We start from the raw sequence: 18,994 nt of genomic DNA, 5'->3' as shown, positions 1-18,994 counted from the left end.
GCCCGGTGACAGGATGAGGCGTGTCCGCAACGATCCGTGCCATCGGCACCGCCGTCCCCCCGACGACGCTCGACCAGGCCGCCGTGCGCGACCTGTTCACCGCGCAGCCCGACCTCGGTCGGCTCGGTCGCCGCATCGTCCCAGCGGCCTTCGACGCCTCGGCGGTGGAGCACCGGCACACCGTCCTGACGGACCTCGACCCCGCCGGAGCGCCCGGCGCGTTCCGCGACGCCGACGGGGTCCTGCACTCGCCGTCGACCGGGACCCGCAACGACCGGTACCGCGAGCTCGCGCCGCCGCTGTTCGTCGCCTCCGCCCGGGACGCCCTCGAGCGCTCCGGGGTGGACCCGGCCGAGGTCACCCACGTCGTGACCGTGTCCTGCACGGGGTTCACGCAACCGGGCCCGGACCTGGCGATCGTCGAGGAACTCGGCCTGCGCCGCACGGTGTTCCGGCAGCACGTCGGCTTCATGGGCTGCTTCGCCGCGTTCCCCGCCCTCCGCATCGCTGCCGCGTTCGCCGAGTCCGACCCGACCGCCGTCGTGCTCGTGGTCTGCGCCGAGCTCTGCACGCTGCACGTCCGGGCGTCGGACGACCCGGACCAGATCGTCGCGAACAGCGTCTTCGGTGACGGCGCGGCCGCGGCGGTCGTCACGGCGGAGGGCCCCGGGCTCCGGCTCGACCGGTTCGCGACCACGGTCGTCCCCGAGGGGGCGTCGGAGATGGCGTGGAACATCGGCGACGAGGGCTTCGAGATGGTCCTCAGCACCGCCGTCCCCAAGCTCGTCGGCGCCACCGTCGCGGAGGCCGTCGCACCGCTCCTCGACGGACCAGCCGCGGACGTCCCGATCTGGGCCGTGCACCCGGGCGGACGCGCCATCCTCGACCGGACGCAGGACGCCCTCGCCCTGCCCGACGCCGCGATGGCGAGCAGCCGTGCCGTCCTCCGTGACCACGGGAACATGTCGAGCGCCACCGTGCTCTTCGTGCTGCGGGACGCGTTCGACGCCGGGATCGAGGACGGGGCCTCTGTCGTCGCGCTCGCCTTCGGGCCGGGCCTCACCGTCGAGAGCGCCCGCCTGACCGCCGTCGGGACCCGTGTCGCCGAGGCGATCGCGGCTCCGGACCTGGCCGTGGAGTACCGGTGAGGCGACGCACCGAGGCCGGACCGGGCCTCCCGGCCGTCGACCTGCGCACCCGCGACCTGGAGCTGCGGGAGCTGATGGACGACCCGGACTGTGACCCGCGCGCCCTCGCGCGGACGTTCCGGCGGTTCGCCGTCGTGAACTCGCTCGTCAGCGGATGGCGGGCCGCGTGGCGGACCCACGTCGTCCCGGCGCTGCCGGCGAACGGGCGCGGCCGTGTGCTCGACCTCGGTTGTGGCGGCGGCGACCTCGCCCGCGCGCTGGTGCGCTGGGCGGCGAGCGACGGGTTCGACGTCGAGGTGGTCGGCATCGACCCCGATCCCCGTGCCATCGCCGCGGCGACGCGCTCGACGCCGCGCGGAGTGACCTTCCGCGAGCAGTCGAGCGGCGACCTCGTCGCGGCCGGGGAGCGGTTCGACGTGGTGGTCTCGAACCACGTGCTGCACCACCTCGGCGACGAGGAGCGTGCGGGGTTCCTGGCCGACTCCGAGCGGCTCGCGACGACGCGGAGCCTGCACTCGGACATCCGGCGGTCGCCCGCGGCCTACCGGGCGTACGCGCTCGGGTCGGCCCTGGTGGCCGCAGGGACCTTCGTGCGCGTGGACGGGCTCCGCTCGATCCGGCGGAGCTTCACGCTGCCGGAGCTGCACGCGGCGCTGCCCACGGGGTGGCGGGCGGAGGCGGCGGCACCGCACCGGGTGCTCGCGATCCGCGACGCCTGAGGGGCGGACGCTGGTCAGGCCCGTTCGGCACCGCCTGGCGCACGAGCTCGGCGTGGAGGTCGGCAGCCGCTGACCTGTGGAGAACTCATGGGGGTGCGGGTCGGCTAGCGTCGGGGCATGGTGTCCCCTCGCCTCCACCGGGTCGCGGTGCTCGTGCTCGACGGAGCGAAGCCGCTCGACGTCGGGATCCCGGCGCAGGTGTTCTCGAACCGGCCGAGCATGCCGTACGAGGTCCGGGTGTGCGGTCCGCGTGCCGGTCGGGTCGCCGGAGGGGACGGCATGGCGTACGCCGTCGACCACGGGCTCGAGGCGTTCGACTGGGCGGACACCGTGTTCGTGCCCGGCTACCGGTACCCGGCCGACACGCCGCCACCCGACTCCGTCGTCGCGGCACTCGTCCGGGCGCACGAGCGCGGGACCCGGATCGCGGCGATCTCCACGGGAGCGTTCGCACTCGCGGCCGCGGGGCTGCTCGACGGGCGCCGGGCGACGACGCACTGGCACTACACCCGCGTCCTCCGCGACCGGTACCCCGCCGTCGAGGTCGACGAGAACGTGCTCTTCGTCGACGCCGGCACGGTCCTGACGAGCGCGGGCGCCGCGAGCGGGATCGACCTGTGCCTGCACCTGGTGCGGCGGGACCACGGCGTCGCGCTGTCGAACCACGTCGCCCGGCGGCTGGTCAGCGCCCCGTACCGGAGCGGCGGGCAGGCGCAGTACGTCCCGCGGAGCGTCCCGGAACCCCTCGGGGACGTCTTCGCGGAGACCCGGGAGTGGGCACTCCGTCACCTCGCCGACCCGCTCACGCTCGATGTCCTCGCCCGGAACGCCACGGTGTCGCCGCGCACGTTCTCACGCCGCTTCGTGGACGACACCGGGTACACGCCGATGCAGTGGGTGCTGCGGGCGCGGGTCGACCTGGCGCGCGAGCTGCTGGAGCGCACCGACCTCGGGGTGGACCAGGTCGCGGCGCGGGCCGGGCTCGGGTCCGACGCGAACCTGCGGACCCACTTCCGCCGCGTGCTCGGGACCTCGCCGACGGAGTACCGGCGCACGTTCCAGGACTGACGCACCCGCCAGGGCCTCGGAGATGGTGGCGAGATCCTTGCGGACCCTGGCTGTCCTGCCACTGGAGCCGTGCCTCCAGGCCCGTGAGCATGGTCAGCGGAACGAAAGGAACCCCCATGACCCGCATCGGGATCAACGGCTTCGGCCGGATCGGCCGCAACACCCTCCGCGCACTCATCGCCCGGGGCGGTGACGACCTCGACGTCGTCGCCGTCAACGACCTGACCGCACCGGAGACCCTCGCTCACCTGTTCCGCTACGACTCCGCGCTCGGACCCTTCGACGGCACCGTCGAGGTCGACGGCGACGCCCTCGTGATCGACGGCCGACGGATCCGCGTCCTCGCCTCCCGCGAGCCCGCCGACCTGCCGTGGGGTGACCTCGGCGTCGAGGTCGTCCTCGAGTCCACCGGCCGCTTCACGGCCCGGGACGCCGCCGCCGCGCACCTGACGGCCGGCGCGCAGCGGGTGCTGATCAGCGCGCCCGCGACCGGTGCGGACGCGACGATCGCCTACGGCGTGAACTCGGACACCTTCGACCCGGCGGTCCACACCGTGATCAGCAACGCGAGCTGCACCACGAACGCGCTCGCACCGCTGGCGTCGGTGCTCGACGACCTCGCCGGCATCGAGCACGGGTTCATGACGACCGTGCACGCGTACACGCAGGAGCAGAACCTGCAGGACGGACCGCACCGCGACCTGCGCCGTGCCCGTGCGGCCGGGGTGAACATCGTGCCGACCACCACCGGTGCCGCGAAGGCGATCGGTCTGGTGCTCCCGCGACTCGACGGCAAGCTGTCCGGGGACGCCATCCGCGTGCCGGTGCCCGTCGGGTCGATCGTCGAGCTGAACACCGTCGTCGCGCGGGACGTCACCGTCGAGCAGGTGAACGAGGCGTACCGGGCCGCTGCTGCCGGGCCGCTCGCCGGGGTGCTGGCGTTCACGGCGGACCCGATCGTGTCGACGGACATCACCGGGCGGAGTGAGTCGAGCGTGTTCGACTCCCTGCTCACCCGGGTCGACGGCGGGCGGCACGTGAAGGTCGTCGCCTGGTACGACAACGAGTGGGGCTTCTCGAACCGGGTCGTCGACACGCTCGGGATGCTCGCGCGCGCGGGCGCGGGCGCGCCGGCGGCGGCGGTCTAGCCGGAGCGGTCGCGCAAAGCGACAGTGCTCGCCCGTCTCCGGGGCGAGCACTGTCGCTTTCCGCGACCAGACCGGCCGCGGCTACGCGATGCGCGCCGTCGTGGACGCGAAGGACCGCGACAGCACCGCGGCCCGGTACCGCTCGAGCGCCGCGGGCTCCGCGCCGACGGACTCCAGCGCCGCGAGCCCCGCACCGAGCACCGGGGGAGCGGTCACCCACGTGGGCACCGCGCCCGGCACGCGGGCCGCCAACCCGCCGACGACCGCGTCGACGAGCAGCGGGTGCCGGGCGGCGAGCACGCCCCCGCCGAGGACGACGGGGACCGACGAACCGGCGGCGCCGAGGCCGAGCCGCCCGAGGGCGACCGACGCCAGCAGCACGATCTCCTCCGCCTGCCGCGCCACGACCCCGGCGGCGACCGGGTCGCCCGTGGCGGCGACCTCGAAGAGCACGGGGCAGAGCCGGTTGAACACGCTCTGGTCGAGGCGGCCGAAGTGGACGGCCTCGGTGACCTCGCGGACGGTGCCGAGCCCGAGTGCTGCCGGGACCGCAGCCGTCAGCGCCGTCGCCGGTCCGCGGCCGTCCTCCGCCCGGGCCGCGTGCCAGAGCGCCCGGTTGCCGAGGTACGCGCCACCGCCCCAGTCGCCGGACACGTCCCCGATCGCCGGGAACCGCGAGGTCGCACCGTCGGCCCGCACCGCGAGCGCGTTGATGCCGGTGCCGCACACCACCGCGGCGGCGTCCGGCGACAGGGTGCCGGCGCGGAGCAGCGCGAACAGGTCGTTGTCGAGGACGTCCGGCGCCCCGCCGTCCTGCGCCCAGTGCTGCAGCGCCGCCGTGGCCGCGGTGATCTCGTCGGGCAGGTCGAGCCCCGCGAGGTACACGTGCGTGGTCAGGACGCGCGCACCGTCGAGCGCGTGGACGACCCGCCCGCGGACGTCGTCGAGGATCGGTCCGGCGAGCTCCCACCCGCGGGTCTGCGGGTTCGACCCGGGCCCGCGGGCGTGGCCGACGAGGGTGCCGTCGAGGGCGATCGCGACGACGTCGGTCTTGCTGCCGCCGCCGTCCACGGCGAGCACCACGTCCGGCGCACGGCCGGCGTCCGTGGCGCCCCCGTCCGGCGCACGGCCCACGTCCGACGGGCCGCTCGCGTCCGTCGTGTCGCGGGTCGGCCTGGAGGCCGGGGTCACCCTCGCCCCGCCGCCGCGGCTCAGCCCGCCCACGTCACCTGCTCCGATCGCGTCCACGGCAGGTGTTCCGCGTTCGCGGCCAGCAGCAGGTCGGTCAGCTTCTCGGCCTTGTCCACCTGTCCGACGAGGGGGTGCGCCCACATCGCGCGGAGCACGCGGTCGCGTCCGCCGTGCACGGCCGCGTCGAGCGCGAGCCGCTCGTACCCGGCGACGTGCGACACGAGCCCGACCATGTCCGCGTCGAGCGGCGCGACCGGCAGGGGGGTGATCGCCTGCCGGGTCACGCGGGCCGGGACCTCGATCACGTGGTCGTCGGGCAGGAACGGGAAGGTGCCGTCGTTCCGGACGTTGAGCACCTGCACGTCACCGCGGTCGCCGAGGATCGAGGACAGCACGTCGATCGCCGCCTCCGAGTAGTACGCACCGCCGCGCTGCTCGAGCTCGGCGGGCTTCGTGACCACGGACTCGTCGGCGTACTTCGCGAGCAGGGCACGCTCGGTCGCCATCACGGCCTCGGCGCGGGTCGGCTCGTGGAGCTGTTCCTCGAGCACGATGTCGTGGCTGTAGAAGTAGCGCAGGTAGTACGACGGGATCGCGTGCTGCAGGCGGAGCAGGTCCGGGTGCATGTGCACGCTCTCGGCGGTGCGGTCGAGGGCGTCGGCGCCGAGCAGGTCGTCGAGGACGTCACGGGTCCGGCCGTCGGCGTCGGTGACGTGCACGCCGCGCTCCCACGTCAGGTGGTTCAGCCCGACGTGGTCGAGCCGGACCGCGGACGGTGCGACCTGGAACTCCGCGGCGAACCGGCGCTGGAAGCCGATCGCGACGTTGCAGAGCCCGACGGCGCGGTGCCCGGCCTCGAGGAGCGCGCGGGTGACGATGCCGACCGGGTTCGTGAAGTCGACGATCCAGGCGTCCGGCTTGGCGTGCTTCCGGACGAGTTCGGCGTACTCCAGGACCACGGGCACGGTGCGGAGCGCCTTGGCGAACCCGCCCGGCCCCGTCGTCTCCTGTCCGATGCAGCAGGCCTCGTGCGGCCAGGTCTCGTCCTGCTGCCGTGCAGCCTGCCCGCCGATGCGGAGTTGGAACATCACGGCGTCGGCGTCGCTGACCCCGGCGACGACGTCGTCGGTGACGTGCACGGTGCCGGGGTGCCCGGCGTGTGCGAACATGCGCTTCGCCACACCGCCGACGAGTTCGCGGCGGACGGGGTCGGGGTCGACGAGCCAGAGCTCGTCGATGGGGAGCTGGTCGCGGAGCCGGGCGAAGCCGTCCACGAGTTCGGGGGTGTAGGTGGAACCGCCACCGATGACTGCGAGTTTCACTGTGGTGCTTATCCCTTCACGCCGGTGAGCGCGATGCCCTCGACGAATGCCTTCTGTGCGAAGAAGAAGATGACGACGACCGGGACCATGACGACGACGGTCATCGCCATCGTCATCGACCAGTCGGTACCGTGCTGCCCGCGGAACGTGGCGAGCCCGTACGCCACCGGCCAGGCGGCCTGGTTCTCGGACGCGTAGAGGAGCGGGCCGTAGTAGTCGTTCCACGAGTTGAAGAACATGAAGATCGCCGCTGATGCGATGCCGGGCCGGGCCATCGGCACGATGATGCGCCAGAGCACGCGCCACTCACCGCAGCCGTCGATCCGTGCGGCGTCGCCGTACTCCTTCGGGATCGTCATGAAGAACTGCCGGAGCAGGAAGATGCTGAACGCGTCCCCGAGCAGGTTCGGCAGGATCAGCGGCCAGAGCGTGCCCGTCAGGTGCAGGTGCGACCACATCACGTAGACCGGCACCGCGGTGACCTGCGGGGGCAGGAGCATCGCGACGATGATCACCGTGAAGATCAGGTTCGCGCCCTTGAACTTGATCTGCGCCAGCGCGTACGCGGCCGGCACCGAGCTGACGAGCATGAACGCGGTCGCGAGCACGGCGTAGAGGGCCGAGTTGCCGAACCACTGCGCGAGCGGCAGTTCGGTGAAGACCCTGGCGTAGTTCGAGAAGTCGAACGGCCGCGGCAGGATCGACGCCGTCAGCGCCTGGTTGCTCGACATCAGCGAGGTCAGGATCACGAAGACGATCGGGGCGAGGGTGACGACACCGAGCGCGACGAGTGCGGCGTGCTCGGCGATCCAGAGCAGCAGGCTGCGACGCGGCCCGCGGGCTGCTCCGGGCGCTGCGCCACGGGGTGCCCGGGCGAGCGGCGACTGGGAGACGGCGGTCATCAGGACTCCTCCGGCCGGAACACACTGATCCGGCGCATCGTGAACACGAGCACGATCGCGGTGATCACGAACAGCACGACGGCCATCGCGGACGCGTAGCCGAACTGGAAGTTCGCGAACCCGTGCTGGTAGAGCAGCTCGGTGTAGGTCAGCAGCGACGTGCCCGGGTACCCGAGCTGCGCCGCCGTCCCACCGCCGATCGTGGCCTTGCCACTCGCGACACCCGAGGCGACCGCGGCCTCCGTGAAGTACTGCAGCGCCGCGATCACCCCCGTCACCGCAGCGAAGCCGATCACCGGGGCGATCGTCGGCAGCGTGATGTGCCGCACCTGCTGGACGCCGTTCGCCCCGTCGAGCGACGCCGCCTCGTAGAGGTCGCGCGGCACGTCGAGGAGCGACGCCAGGAAGATGATCATGATGTCGCCCATCACCCAGACGCCCATGATCACGAGCGAGGGCTTCGACCACGACGGGTCGTTGAACCACAGCGGACCGTCGATGCCGAACACCCGGAGGATCTGGTTGACCGGCCCGGTGCCGGGGTTGAACAGGAACACGAACGCCACGACGCTCGCGACCGGCGGGACCAGGGCGGGCAGGTAGAACAGCGTCCGCCAGAACCCCGTCGCGGTCTTCGCCCGGCTGAGCAGCCCGGCGACGAGGAGCCCGCACACGATCCGCACGGGCACCAGGATGACGACGAACCAGAGCGTGTTCAGGGCCGCTGCGCCGACCTGCGGGTCCTGGGTGAACAGGAACCGGTAGTTCAGCAGGCCGACGAACTGCGGCTCCTGCAGCTGGTTGTAGCGGGTGAACGAGTAGAAGATCGACGCCACCAGCGGGTACGCGAAGAACACCACGAGGCCCAGCAGAGCCGGCGCGAGCATCGTCAGCGCGACGAGTCGGCGGCGGGAGTCGGCGGAGCGGCGCCGACGGGGCGGAGCCGTGGCGGGCACCGGACCCGACCCCGTCGGGCCCGCGGGCCGGGAGGAACGGGCGAGCCGCGCCTCCCGGCCGGAGACGGTCTTGGTGGGGACGCTCATCACGGACCAGCCAGCTGGTTCGCGTTGTCGATGTCGGAGTCCAGCTTCTTGAGCTTGGCGTCGAGGTCGCCGCCGTTCTCCTGGTACGCCTGCCAGAACTTCGTGAAGGTGCCGATGTACGCGGCGCCGTCCGCCGTGGCGGGCGAGGTCATCGTGTCCTTGTTCCCGGCGACGTCGACGAAGGTCTTGTAGTTGGCGTCGACCTCGAGGTCGGGGGAGGTCAGCGCGGAGGTGAGGGTCGGGATGTTCTTCAGCCCGTTGCCCATCGTGACCTGCGCGTCCGTGTTCGTGGACAGGTACTCCAGCAGCGCCCAGGCGAGCTCCGGGTTCTTCGAGCCCTTCGCGATGCCCGCGACGTTGCCCGCGATGTACGTCGAGCCGTAGTTGCCGAGCCCGTCCATCACCGGGGTCGGCGCGGTGCCGTAGTCCAGGTCCGGCTTCTGGTCCTTGATGAACGCGGTGCGGTACTCACCGTCGATCTGCATCGCGACCTGCCCGGTCTGGAACGCGTTGTCCGCGGCGAACTCCTGGCCGAGGCCGGACGTGAACGCCTTGAGCTTGTCGTAGCCGATCGCGTCGACGAAGCCCTTCTGCCACTCGATGAGCTTCTTCCAGGCGGCGGAGGTGCCGATCTCGCTGTTGCCCTTGCTGTCCAGCCAGGTGCCGTCGATCATCGGTGCCCAGTGCTCGGGCGAGTTCTCGTAGAAGTCGATGAGCGGGTTGAAGCCGAGCTGCTTGATCGAGCCGTCCGCGTTGTACGTCGTCATCTTCAGCGCGTCGGTCTTGAGCTCGTCGAGCGTCTTCGGCGGCGTGCTGATGCCGGCGGCCTGCATGGCGGGCTTGTTGTACATCAGCGCGCTGACGTCGGCGAGGGCCGGGAGCGTGCACCGGGTGCCCTTGTACTCGGTGTAGCCCTGCACGGCCTTCGGGATGTCGGACAGGTCCACCTTGTCGCGCTTGATGTACGGCGACAGGTCGCGGAAGGCGCCCGAGGAGCAGAAGCTCCCGACGATCGCGGTCGAGTAGGACAGGCCGACGTCGATGTTCTGCCCGGACGAGATCGCCTTCTGCAGCTTCTCGTCGTCCTGGCCGGCGTGGATGTCGACCGTGACGTCGGGGTTCGCCTTCTCGAAGCCGGCGACGGCCTTCTTGACGACGCCGGCTTCACGGCCGGTGAAGAAGTGCCACAGGGACACGGTGCCCTTGAGGGTCTTCGGGGCGCTCTCGTCGATGGACGCCGCGCTGCTGCCGGAACTGCAGCCGGCGACGACGAGCGCGCCGGTGGCGGCGACGGCGGTGGCGGTGAGGATCCGCCTGAGGTGCGTGCGGGGGAGTGACACGGGATGACTCGCTCTCTGGTCTCGCTCCGAGGCGTCCGGTGGACGCCGCACGGACGTGCGGCGCCGGTTCCGGGCGCGCCGAAGAGCCCTCTGGCAGGGCTGGGGTGTGGCTCGAGTGGTGCCGGTACAGGAGGTGGAGCTGGCGGTTGGTGCTGGCTCAGGCGCGCTGGACGGGATCCGGTTCGGTCGCATCGTCACTGATGCGGTCGAGCCGGTCCGCGAGCGCGGTGCGCACGACGTCGATGAGGACGTGACGTGCGCCGTGCAGGACGGGTGTGTCGGGGACACCGGGCGCCACCACGGCGGTGGACCAGCGGGAGCGGGTCCGGAGCCAGGCGGTCACGGCGGCGGCCAGGGCGGGACCGCCCGCGATCCCGGTCGGGCCGTGCAGGACGACCGTCTCGGGATCGGCGACGGCGAGCGCGGGGAGCACGTTGTGCCCGACGCGCTCGCCGAGGGCGGTCGTGAAGGGGTGCTGCTCGGGGAGGCCGGGCAGCTGCGGGAGCACCTGGCGCCAGTCGGCAGCGGTGCCGTCCGGTGCGGTGATCCCGTGTTCGGCGGCGAGCGCGGTGATCGCGGTCTCGGAGATGAGGTCCGCGACGATCGTGGCCGTCGGGTCGAGGGGGAGCGCGTCGGCGGGCACGCTCAGGTAGCCGATCTCACCCGCGGCGCCGGATGCTCCGGCGTGCAGGCGGCCGCCGAGGTCGAGGGCCATGCCGAGGCCCTCCGCCATCCACAGCAGGGCGAAGGAGCCGAGCGCGCGGCCGGCGCCCATGTTCCGTTCGGCGATCGCGGCGAGGTTCGCGTCGTTCTCCACGACGACCTGCACACCGAGCGCCCTGGAGAGCGTGGCCGACACCTGTTCGCGCGGCCAGCCGGGCAGCCCGTCGGTGAAGATGAGGGTGTCGGTGGCGTGGTCGACGGACGCCTGGACGCCCACGGCGACGGCGGTGACCAGGTCCGGGTCGACGCCGGCGGCTGCTGCGGCGCGGCCGACCGCGGCGGCGACGATGTCCTCGCCGGGGGCGCGCACCTCCGCGTCGCTCATCCGGTGCTCGGCCACGGGGTAGGTGCGCCCGGTGGCGTCGACCACGGTGGAGCGGACGTCGACGAGCTGGACGTCCACGGCGACGGCGAGGTCCCGGTCGGTCGTCGCGCCGTACACGACGGCGCTCGGGCCGCGGCGGCCGGTCTGGGTCTCGGTGCCGGCTTCGTGGATCAGCCCGGCCGCTTCGAGCCGGCGGATGATCTCGGCGGCGGTCGGCTTGCTCAGCCCGGTGCGCTGCGCGATCTCGTTCCGGGTCATCGGGCCGTCGTCGAGGAGCATGCCGAGGGCGGCGCGGTCGTTGAGCACGCGCAGCAGGGCGGGCTGCCCGGGGGTGCGTCCTCGTGTGGTCATGTCGAGGACTGTAACGGACAACCTTCTTTACTGAAAGGTTTGTTCACAGTTCCGAAACACGCGTTCCGTTCCGCGAAACACGCCGGGGGTCCGGGGCGGGGCGTGGCGTGGCGGGGTCAGCGGGTCGAATCGCGCGTGGTGAGTCGAATCGCGCGTAGGCGGTCGGAAGTTCCGACCTCCCACGCGCGATTCACCTTCCCACCGCAAGCGTCATGGGTGAGAACGCGCGGTGCACCTACGGGCGCAGCAGCACCTTGATCGCGCGGCGCTCGTCCATCGCGGCGTAGGCCTCAGCGGCCTCGTCGAGCGGGAGCTCCAGGTCGAAGACCTTGCCGGGGTCGATCGCGCCGGACAGGACGTCCGGCAGCAGCTCCGGGATGTACGCCCGCGCCGGGGCCATCCCGCCGCCGACGGTGATGTTCGTGTCGAAGAGGTACCGCATCCCGATGGTCGGCACCCCGTGCGGGACGCCGACGAAGCCGAGCGCGCCACCGGGCCGGACGACGTGCAGTGCCTGGTCCATGCTCTGCTCGGTGCCGACCGCCTCGACCGCGCAGTCCGCCAGGTCGCCGCCGAGCAGGTCCCGGACCGCCTGCACGCCCTCGTCGCCGCGGGTCTCGACGATGTCGGTCGCACCGAACTCCCGTGCGAGCGCCTGCCGGTCCGCGTGCCGGCTCATCGCGATGATGCGCTCGGCGCCGAGGCGCTTCGCCGCGAGGACCGCGCAGAGCCCGACGGCGCCGTCACCGACCACGACGACGGTCTTGCCGGGGCCGACGCCCGCGGAGACCGCGGCGTGGTGCCCGGTGGAGAACACGTCGGACAGCGTCAGGAGCGACGGGACGAGCGCTGGGTCGACCGGTCCGGGGACGACGACCAGGGTCGCCGAGGCGTCGGGGACGCGGACGTACTCCGCCTGCGCGCCGCCGACCGGGTCGCCGTAGGCGTCCTTCCCGCCGAAGCCGGAGAGGTGCTCGCAGCCGGAGGTCATGCCGTTGCGGCACGCCTGGCAGGTGCCCTCGTTCATGGTGAAGGGGGAGATCACGAAGTCGCCGACCGCGATGCCGGTGACCTCGGCCCCGACCGCGGTGACCTCGCCGACCATCTCGTGGCCGATCGGTCGGGCGTGCTTGGTCTCGGTGACTCCGCGGTAGGGCCAGAGGTCCGACCCGCACACGCAGGCTGCGGCGACCTTGACGACGACGTCGCGCTGGCTGATCAGCTCGGGCTGGTCGAGGTCCTCGACGCGGATGTCGCGAGGGGCGTGGATGACTGCTGCGCGCACGGGCGTGCCTTTCCGTTCTGTGGTTCGTTCGGGCGCGGGAACGCGCCGTCCGCCAGCGCCGTTGCGGGACCACTCGACAGTACCCTCGTGCGGGTGGACGACGACCGGTACGGCAGCGACGTGCTCTCGGGCGACTGGCGCTCGAAGGGCGTGAACAAGGTGCGGCAGGTGCCGCTCGAACGCGACATGGTGCTGGAGGACCCGGCATCCGGGTGGGCCGGCGCCGTCGTCGGGCTCGAGGCCGGCAACGTCTTCCTCGAGGACTGGAAGGGCCGCACCCGCGCCTTCCCCTTCGACGGGCAGTTCCTGCTCGAGGGCGAGCTCGTCACGCTGGGTCGGCCGCAGGCGCCGGTCGGGCGGTCTGCCGCAGCTGCTCCGCCGGCCAGGAGGCCCGGTGCCGGTCCCACGGTCAGACATGCGTCCGACGGTGGTCGGCTCCGGACCGCCTCGGGTTCCTTCGCGGTCGAGTCGCAGCGCGCGCGGATCGCGCTGCCCTCCCGGATCATGGTCGAGGGCAAGCACGACGCCGAACTGGTGGAGAAGGTCTGGGGAGCGGACCTCCGCGTCGAGGGCGTCGTCGTCGAGGAACTGTCCGGCGTCGACAACCTGGCGGAGGTGCTCGACGAGTTCCGGCCGTCACGGGAGCGTCGCGTCGGGGTGCTCGTCGACCACCTGGTCCCCGGGTCGAAGGAGTCCCGGTTCGCGGACGCCGTGATGCGCGGGAAGTGGGGAGCCCACGTGCTCGTCGTGGGGCACCCCTTCGTGGACGTCTGGCAGTCGGTCAAGCCCGCGCGGGTGGGGCTGACGGCCTGGCCGACGATCCCGCGGTCGATCGAGTGGAAGAAGGGGATCTGCCAGGCGCTCGGGTGGCCGAACGCCGAGCAGGCCGACATCGCCAGGGCCTGGCAGCGGATCCTCGGGCAGGTGCGGACCTTCGCCGACCTGGAGCCGGCGCTGCTCGGGCGCGTCGAGGAGCTCATCGACTTCGTCACCGAGCCGACCGCATAGCGCCGCTCCGGGCGCGCAGTCCGTATCGTTGGACCATGGACGGCATCGACGGGCGCGTGCGGAACGCCGTCGACGTCTGGCTGCGGTGGCTCCCACGGTGGCAGATCGGCACCGCCCGACCGCGCACCCGCATCTGCCGGAAGTGCACCGGGTCGCCGATCGCCAGCGCCGCGGGGTTCGGACCGGACGTGCCGCACCCCGTGCAGCACGCCCTGATCGGCCGCATCTCGACCATCATCGAGGACTCGGTCGACGACTACACCGCGAAGAACCTGCCGCTGCTGCAGCGTGAGCTCGAGCGCGCCGCAGCACGGAAGCGGCACGAGGGGTACCAGCCGGCGGAGGGGCTCTCGCCCGAGTTCCAGGGGCTCGACGTCGATCCGCAGCCGCAAGAGGGAGCGCCGTTCCTCTTCACGCTCGAGGGGCTCGCGGGCACCGGGGCGTCACAGGCCGCGCCGCGCGAACCGCTGTCGGACGAGGCGAAGGCGGCGCTCCGTCACGAGATCGACCTCTCCGACGAGTGCGCACGGTCGACCGGCACTGCCGTGTGCCTCGCGCTGATCGACCACAGACCGCGGATCACCGAGGCCGTGGAGCGTCTCGTCGAGCCGCAGATCGAAGCACTGGTGTCGGACATGTTCCGCGGGCTCGACGGGGAGGGGTCGCGCGGAGGCCTGTTCTGACGGAGGGCCGCGCGTCGTGCCCGCCGTTCGTGGCTACCGGCGGACGAGCGTCCGTCCCGGGACGACCGTTCCTCGGAGGGAGCGGTGCTCCACCGGCCGTGTCGGGTCGTCGATGCGGCCGATGACGAGGTCGATGGCCTCCCGCCCGATGCGGTCGACGGGTTGCTGCAGCGTCGTGAACCCGATCCAGTCGTTCGCGAGCGGGTAGACGCCGTCGAAACCGGTCACCGAGACGTCACCGGGGACGTCGATGCCGCGCTTCGCGAGGGCATCGCACACGTCGAGCATCATCCGGTCCGTCGGGCACATCACCGCGGTCGTGCCGGAGAGTTCCATCGTCTCGATGACGTCAGCCGCGATGTCGTCGGCGGGACGGACGAAGCTCGCGTCGATGTCGACCGTCGCGATGCCGCGTTCGCGCAACCGTCCGACCATCGCGCGGGAACGAGCATGCTGCGTGAGTGCGTTGTCGATGGGGACGGTGAGCACGACGACCTTCCGGTGTCCGGCGTCGGCAACGGCATCGGCGATCCGTGCGCCACCGTCGGCCTCGTCGCAGTACACGCTCGACAGGGCCGGATGGAGCTCCGGTCGACCGGCCACCACGGTCGCGATCCGTGGTGCGAACTCGGCGATGTCAGACGAGGGCAGCAGGCCGCTGCAGACGACGAGCCCGTCGACCCGCATCGACACCAGGGCTGCGAGCGCCGACTTCTCGTCCTCGACGCGTCCGACACCGGTGGTGGTGACGACGCGGTACCCGAGCTCGGAGGCCCGTTGTTCCATGACCGCGTGCAGGGCGGTGTAGAGCATCGAGGAGGCGTCACGGACGAGCATGCCGATGGTGTTGGTCCGTCCGCTGACGAGACCCCTGGCCATCGCGTTCGCGACGTAGCCGAGCTCGGCGACCGCGCGCTCGACACGTTCACGGGTCTCGTCGGAGAACCGGCCGGAACCGGACAGCACGCGGCTCACTGCGGACTTCGACACGCCGGCTCGTGCCGCGACGTCGAGGATCGTCGGTTGCGTTCCCCGTGTGCCGTTCACGTGCCGGGAGTGACGCCCGGGCTGTTCGACGGGTCCGCTGCCGGGTCGCCCTTCGTCGGGTCGCCGAGGGCGGGGGCGGATGTGCTCCTCCGTGCGGCCACCGCGCGCAGGACGCCGCGGGCGACGAGCCGCCAACCGAGCAGGAAGATCCCGAGGACGACCGTGGCGACGATGAGGAACGAGATCGGGAGCGGGTTGCCGTCCACGACGCCCTGTCCCGTCGCGACCCGGATCGCCATGCCGACGAAGACGGTCAGGATCCACGCGACGACCCCGGTCGGCCAGGTCTTCAGCGGTCGAGCCCATGCCCCGCTCGTGACGTAGGCGATCGCCCAGCCGGCGAGGAACGGGTACGCGGTGGTCCACAGCGCGCCGATGGAGTTCGTCTCCCCGTGCGAGGAACGCCCGATGAGGGCGAACACCACGATGAGCACGACGTCGATGACGGCTGCGAGCCAGCCCCAGGTGCGATCGGTCACGACGCCATTCTCGCAGCCCTCCTCGACGTAGCGCGCACCGCAGCGTTCACCGGGGCTGCACGGGCGGGGCACCCGCCGTTCACCGGGCAGCGCCACACTCGACCACGGTGCGGGAACGTTCCCGCACCACACCGCACCACCACCCGCACCACATCACCCCCACCCCACGAACCAGGGAGAACATCGACGTGAAGACCCGAGTCCTCGCCGGCCTCGCGATCGCGGCCGCCGCGACCGTCGCACTGTCGGGCTGCGTGCAGAGCGCCAACGCCTCGAACGCCGCCGACTCCAGCAGCGGCACAGTCAACCTCACCGTGTTCATCAGCGGCGACACGAACGTCCAGGACCTCTGGGAGAAGTCGCTCATCCCCGCCTTCGAGAAGGCGAACCCGAAGATCCACGTCAGCACGAGCATCGACCTGCACGGCGAGCACGACGCCCAGACCCAGGCGAACCTCGCGACCGCCGTCAAGGCCGGTAAGTCCGTCGCGTACGACCTGGTCGACGCCGGCTTCGTCACCACCGCGGGCAAGGCCGGCCTGATGGCGAAGGTCAGCGACAGCAGCATCCCGAACCTCGAGGACGTCCCCGAGGCGACGAAGGAGCAGGGCGGCACGAGCGCGATCCCGTACCGGGCCTCGAGCGTGCTGCTCGCCTACGACTCGACGAAGGTCACGGACGCCCCGGAGACCCTCGACGACCTCCTCGCCTGGATCAAGGCCAACCCGGGCCAGTTCGCGTACAACTCCCCGTCCTCGGGTGGCTCCGGCGGCTCGTTCGTCGCCACGGTCCTCGCGAAGTACCTGTCGGCGTCCGAGCAGGAGACGATGCAGACGACGTACGACAAGTCGCTCGAGTCGAAGTGGGACGAGGGCTTCGCGAAGCTCGAGGCCCTCGGCTCCTCGATGTACCAGAAGGGCGTCTACCCGAACGGCAACGACCAGGTCGTGCAGCTCCTCGGCAGCGGCCAGATCTCGATGGCGCCGGTCTGGAGCGACCAGTTCATCACCTCGCAGAAGACCGGCGTGATCCCGAAGACGGTCAAGGCGATCCAGATCGCCGACCCGTCGTTCACCGGCAGCGCGAGCTTCCTCGGCATCCCGAAGACGGAGCCGGCGGCGAAGAAGGCCGCTGCCGAAGAACTCGCCGACTTCGTCCTGAGCTCGAAGGGCCAGCAGCTCGTCGCGAGTGCCGTCTCCGGTTACCCGGTCATCCCGCTCGACTCGCTGCCGAAGTCGGTCGCGGACCAGTTCGCGGACGCGAACCCGTCGAAGCTCCGCCTCGGGTTCCAGAGCGACTTCGCCGCCGACATGAACGCGGCGTGGGACGCGAAGGTCCCGCAGTGACGCAGATCACCGACCGGGAGGCCCGCGGCGACTCCGCCACGGGCCTCCCGCCCGTCCCCGCTCGCGTCGAGGGCACGCCCGGGCAGCCGAGCCAGCGCACGCCCGGGCAGCCCGGCCGGAGCACGCCCGGACAGCCGGGCCGGGCCGAGGAGCGGACCGGCCGCCGTCGGCGGGTCCAGGGCATCGCCCTCGTCGCCGCGCCGGTCCTCGTCGTGGTCCTGTTCGTCGGCGTCCCGGTGGTGAACGCCGCGCTCTTCAGCCTCGGGTTCACCGGCGGCCTGAACCAGGCACTCGCGGACATCGGCCAGGACACCGTGCACGGCTTCTCGCTCGCGGTCTACGGCACGCTGCTCGGCAACCCGGTGTTCCTCCGTGACCTCGCCGCCACGCTCGGCGTCACCGCGCTGTCCACCGGCCTGACGATCGCGCTGGCGGTCGTCGTCGCGGTGATCCTGCGGCTCCGCGGCGGCGTCGTCGGGAAGACGCTCAGCGTGCTGGCCGTCGTGCCGATCTTCGTCCCGGTCGTCATCGCGAGCTGGTCGATCCTGACGTTCACCGACGCGCAGGGCTTCCTCCGGAGCATCGCGGCGCAGTTCGGGATGGACTTCCCGGTCTGGGGGTACACCCTCGTCGCCGTCGTCTTCGGCAGCGTCTGGACGAGCCTGCCGTTCGCGGTGCTGATGATCGCCGGTGCCCTCCAGGGGACGCCGGACGCCCTCATCGAGGCCGCGAAGGACGCCGGCGCGAGCACGTGGCGGGTGGTCTGGCAGGTGCTCCTGCCGATGGCGACGACGCCGATCGTCATCGCCGTGACCTTCACCGTCATCGGGGTCCTCGGCTCGTTCACGGTGCCGTACTTCACCGGCCCGAACGCCCCGACGATGCTCGGTGTCGACATCTCCAAGTACTTCCAGGCGTACAACCGACCGCAGCAGTCGACCGCGATGGCCTTCATCGTGTTCGCGTTCGCCGCGGCGGCCAGCGTCTTCTACCTCCGCTCGACGGTGCGTTCGAACGCGGGCGAACTGCAGAAGGAGCCTTCGTGATCAAGCGACTCACCGGCACCACCCTGGTCTGGGCGACCGCGGTCGTGCTCGCGGTGTTCATCGCCGGCCCCCTGCTGTGGCTCGCCGCGCGCGCGTTCGCCACGTCGTGGACGTACCCGAACCTGTTGCCGGACGGCTGGACCATGCAGTGGTGGGGGACGGTCTTCGAGGACCCGTCCCTCGGCGTCGCGGTGCAGAACTCGCTCGTGCTCGCGCCGCTGACGGTCCTCATCGCCGCGGTGATCTGCCTCCCCGCGGCCTGGGCGATCAGCCGCATCGAGTTCCCGGGGCGGCGGATCGTCCTCGTCGGGCTGTTCGCGACGAACGCGTTCCCGAAGATGGGGCTCTTCGTGACGATGTCCGCGATGTTCACGGCCCTGAACCTGATGAACACCGTCACCGGCATCCTGATCGTGCACGTCCTCGGGTGCGTGGTGTTCATGACGTGGCTGCCCGCCGCGGCGTTCTCGGCGGTTCCGCGGTCGCTCGAGGAAGCGGCTCGCGACGCCGGGGCGAGCCGTTGGCGGACGTTCTGGAGCGTGACCTTCCCGATCGCCTGGCCCGGGATCCTCGTCGCCGCGGTGATGTCGTTCCTGGCGTCCTTCGACGAGGCCCAGGGCACGTACCTCGTCGGCGCCCCGACCTACATGACGATGCCGACCGCGATGTACTCCCTCGTCCTGAACTCGCCACGACAGGTCTCGGCGGTCTTCGCGATCGCGCTGAGCATCCCGTCGGTGGTGCTCATGACGCTCGCCCGGAAGCACATCATGGGCGGCCGCCTCGCGGACGGCTTCCAGATCCGATGACCCTCACCAGC

18 protein-coding genes are annotated in these 18,994 nt (G+C 71.7%); 9 read left to right on the top strand and 9 right to left on the bottom strand.

What is annotated here, in order from left to right; genetic code table 11:
• Positions 1-20 precede the first annotated feature (20 nt).
• The 4 genes from EDF24_RS11465 (at position 21) to gap (ending at position 4,083) form a co-directional block, all read left to right on the top strand.
• Complete coding sequence (locus EDF24_RS11465) at positions 21-1,148, top strand: type III polyketide synthase (RefSeq protein ID WP_123654059.1); 1,128 nt, start codon at positions 21-23, stop codon at positions 1,146-1,148.
• Positions 1,145-1,867 (top strand): methyltransferase domain-containing protein, encoded by a 723-nt coding sequence (locus tag EDF24_RS11460; protein WP_260233426.1) that lies wholly within the window; start codon positions 1,145-1,147, stop codon positions 1,865-1,867. Before EDF24_RS11465 ends, EDF24_RS11460 begins: the two co-directional genes overlap by 4 nt.
• Positions 1,868-1,984: 117 nt before the next feature.
• Positions 1,985-2,935 carry a GlxA family transcriptional regulator gene (locus EDF24_RS11455; protein WP_123654058.1) on the top strand — a complete coding sequence of 317 codons (951 nt, stop codon included), beginning with the start codon at positions 1,985-1,987 and terminating at the stop codon, positions 2,933-2,935.
• A 116-nt stretch (positions 2,936-3,051) separates the two neighbouring features.
• A complete protein-coding gene (gene gap / locus EDF24_RS11450) occupies positions 3,052-4,083 on the top strand; it encodes a type I glyceraldehyde-3-phosphate dehydrogenase (RefSeq protein ID WP_123702983.1) in 1,032 nt (343 codons plus the stop codon).
• Between the two features lie 81 nt (positions 4,084-4,164).
• Here the strand turns inward: gap and EDF24_RS11445 are convergent, their stop codons facing one another.
• From EDF24_RS11445 to EDF24_RS11415, 7 genes are all read right to left on the bottom strand, one after another.
• On the bottom strand, positions 4,165-5,307 hold the full coding sequence (locus EDF24_RS11445) for an N-acetylglucosamine kinase (RefSeq protein ID WP_260233425.1): 1,143 nt from the start codon (positions 5,305-5,307) through the stop codon (positions 4,165-4,167).
• Entirely contained in the window at positions 5,295-6,596 is a 1,302-nt protein-coding gene (locus EDF24_RS11440; RefSeq protein WP_123654056.1) for a 6-phospho-beta-glucosidase, read from the bottom strand. The genes EDF24_RS11445 and EDF24_RS11440 overlap by 13 nt, the downstream gene beginning before the upstream one ends.
• Positions 6,597-6,604: 8 nt before the next feature.
• Entirely contained in the window at positions 6,605-7,498 is an 894-nt protein-coding gene (locus EDF24_RS11435) for a carbohydrate ABC transporter permease (protein WP_123702981.1), read from the bottom strand.
• A complete protein-coding gene (locus EDF24_RS11430; RefSeq protein ID WP_207909605.1) occupies positions 7,498-8,541 on the bottom strand; it encodes a carbohydrate ABC transporter permease in 1,044 nt (347 codons plus the stop codon). Before EDF24_RS11430 ends, EDF24_RS11435 begins: the two co-directional genes overlap by 1 nt.
• Positions 8,541-9,881: an extracellular solute-binding protein gene (locus tag EDF24_RS11425; protein WP_243698295.1), complete on the bottom strand. Its 1,341-nt coding sequence runs from the start codon at positions 9,879-9,881 to the stop codon at positions 8,541-8,543. Before EDF24_RS11425 ends, EDF24_RS11430 begins: the two co-directional genes overlap by 1 nt.
• A 157-nt stretch (positions 9,882-10,038) precedes the next feature.
• Positions 10,039-11,280 (bottom strand): ROK family transcriptional regulator, encoded by a 1,242-nt coding sequence (locus EDF24_RS11420; RefSeq protein WP_123654053.1) that lies wholly within the window; start codon positions 11,278-11,280, stop codon positions 10,039-10,041.
• Between the two features lie 235 nt (positions 11,281-11,515).
• A complete protein-coding gene (locus tag EDF24_RS11415) occupies positions 11,516-12,565 on the bottom strand; it encodes a zinc-binding dehydrogenase (RefSeq protein ID WP_123702979.1) in 1,050 nt (349 codons plus the stop codon).
• A gap of 93 nt (positions 12,566-12,658) precedes the next feature.
• Here EDF24_RS11415 and EDF24_RS11410 point away from each other — a divergent pair, with 93 nt between their 5' ends.
• The gene (locus EDF24_RS11410; RefSeq protein ID WP_123702977.1) at positions 12,659-13,573 is read left to right on the top strand and encodes a DUF3097 domain-containing protein; all 915 of its coding nucleotides are present in this window, start codon (positions 12,659-12,661) and stop codon (positions 13,571-13,573) included.
• A 35-nt stretch (positions 13,574-13,608) separates the two neighbouring features.
• Positions 13,609-14,256, top strand: coding sequence for a spermidine/putrescine ABC transporter substrate-binding protein (locus EDF24_RS11405; RefSeq protein WP_123702975.1), 648 nt, complete (start codon positions 13,609-13,611; stop codon positions 14,254-14,256).
• A gap of 33 nt (positions 14,257-14,289) precedes the next feature.
• Here the strand turns inward: EDF24_RS11405 and EDF24_RS11400 are convergent, their stop codons facing one another.
• Positions 14,290-15,303 carry a LacI family DNA-binding transcriptional regulator gene (locus EDF24_RS11400; protein WP_123702973.1) on the bottom strand — a complete coding sequence of 338 codons (1,014 nt, stop codon included), beginning with the start codon at positions 15,301-15,303 and terminating at the stop codon, positions 14,290-14,292.
• Entirely contained in the window at positions 15,300-15,782 is a 483-nt protein-coding gene (locus EDF24_RS11395) for a DUF3054 domain-containing protein (protein WP_123702971.1), read from the bottom strand. The genes EDF24_RS11400 and EDF24_RS11395 overlap by 4 nt, the downstream gene beginning before the upstream one ends.
• A 188-nt stretch (positions 15,783-15,970) precedes the next feature.
• On the opposite strand from EDF24_RS11395, the gene EDF24_RS11390 reads away from it, so the two are divergent.
• From EDF24_RS11390 to EDF24_RS11380, 3 genes are read left to right on the top strand one after another with little or no spacing between them, the layout of a single operon-like run.
• Complete coding sequence (locus EDF24_RS11390) at positions 15,971-17,128, top strand: extracellular solute-binding protein (RefSeq protein WP_123702969.1); 1,158 nt, start codon at positions 15,971-15,973, stop codon at positions 17,126-17,128.
• Positions 17,125-18,174 (top strand): ABC transporter permease, encoded by a 1,050-nt coding sequence (locus tag EDF24_RS11385; protein ID WP_243698294.1) that lies wholly within the window; start codon positions 17,125-17,127, stop codon positions 18,172-18,174. Before EDF24_RS11390 ends, EDF24_RS11385 begins: the two co-directional genes overlap by 4 nt.
• Positions 18,171-18,983: an ABC transporter permease gene (locus tag EDF24_RS11380; RefSeq protein WP_123702967.1), complete on the top strand. Its 813-nt coding sequence runs from the start codon at positions 18,171-18,173 to the stop codon at positions 18,981-18,983. Before EDF24_RS11385 ends, EDF24_RS11380 begins: the two co-directional genes overlap by 4 nt.
• Positions 18,984-18,994 lie beyond the last annotated feature (11 nt).

It is taken from the genome of Curtobacterium sp. PhB130, from assembly GCF_003755165.1.
Lineage (GTDB): Bacteria > Actinomycetota > Actinomycetes > Actinomycetales > Microbacteriaceae > Curtobacterium.
Note: the sequence above shows the minus strand (reverse complement) of the source record. Positions and strands in the feature narration are given on the sequence as shown.

What these genes read in the sequence shown, in the direction of transcription:
- gap (WP_123702983.1), top strand. Translation starts at nt 3,052, where the DNA reads ATGACCCGCATCGGGATCAACGGCTTCGGCCGGATCGGCCGCAACACC.
- EDF24_RS11435 (WP_123702981.1), bottom strand. Translation starts at nt 7,498, where the DNA reads ATGACCGCCGTCTCCCAGTCGCCGCTCGCCCGGGCACCCCGTGGCGCA.
- EDF24_RS11455 (WP_123654058.1), top strand. Translation starts at nt 1,985, where the DNA reads ATGGTGTCCCCTCGCCTCCACCGGGTCGCGGTGCTCGTGCTCGACGGA.
- EDF24_RS11420 (WP_123654053.1), bottom strand. Translation starts at nt 11,280, where the DNA reads ATGACCACACGAGGACGCACCCCCGGGCAGCCCGCCCTGCTGCGCGTG.
- EDF24_RS11430 (WP_207909605.1), bottom strand. Translation starts at nt 8,541, where the DNA reads ATGAGCGTCCCCACCAAGACCGTCTCCGGCCGGGAGGCGCGGCTCGCC.
- EDF24_RS11405 (WP_123702975.1), top strand. Translation starts at nt 13,609, where the DNA reads ATGGACGGCATCGACGGGCGCGTGCGGAACGCCGTCGACGTCTGGCTG.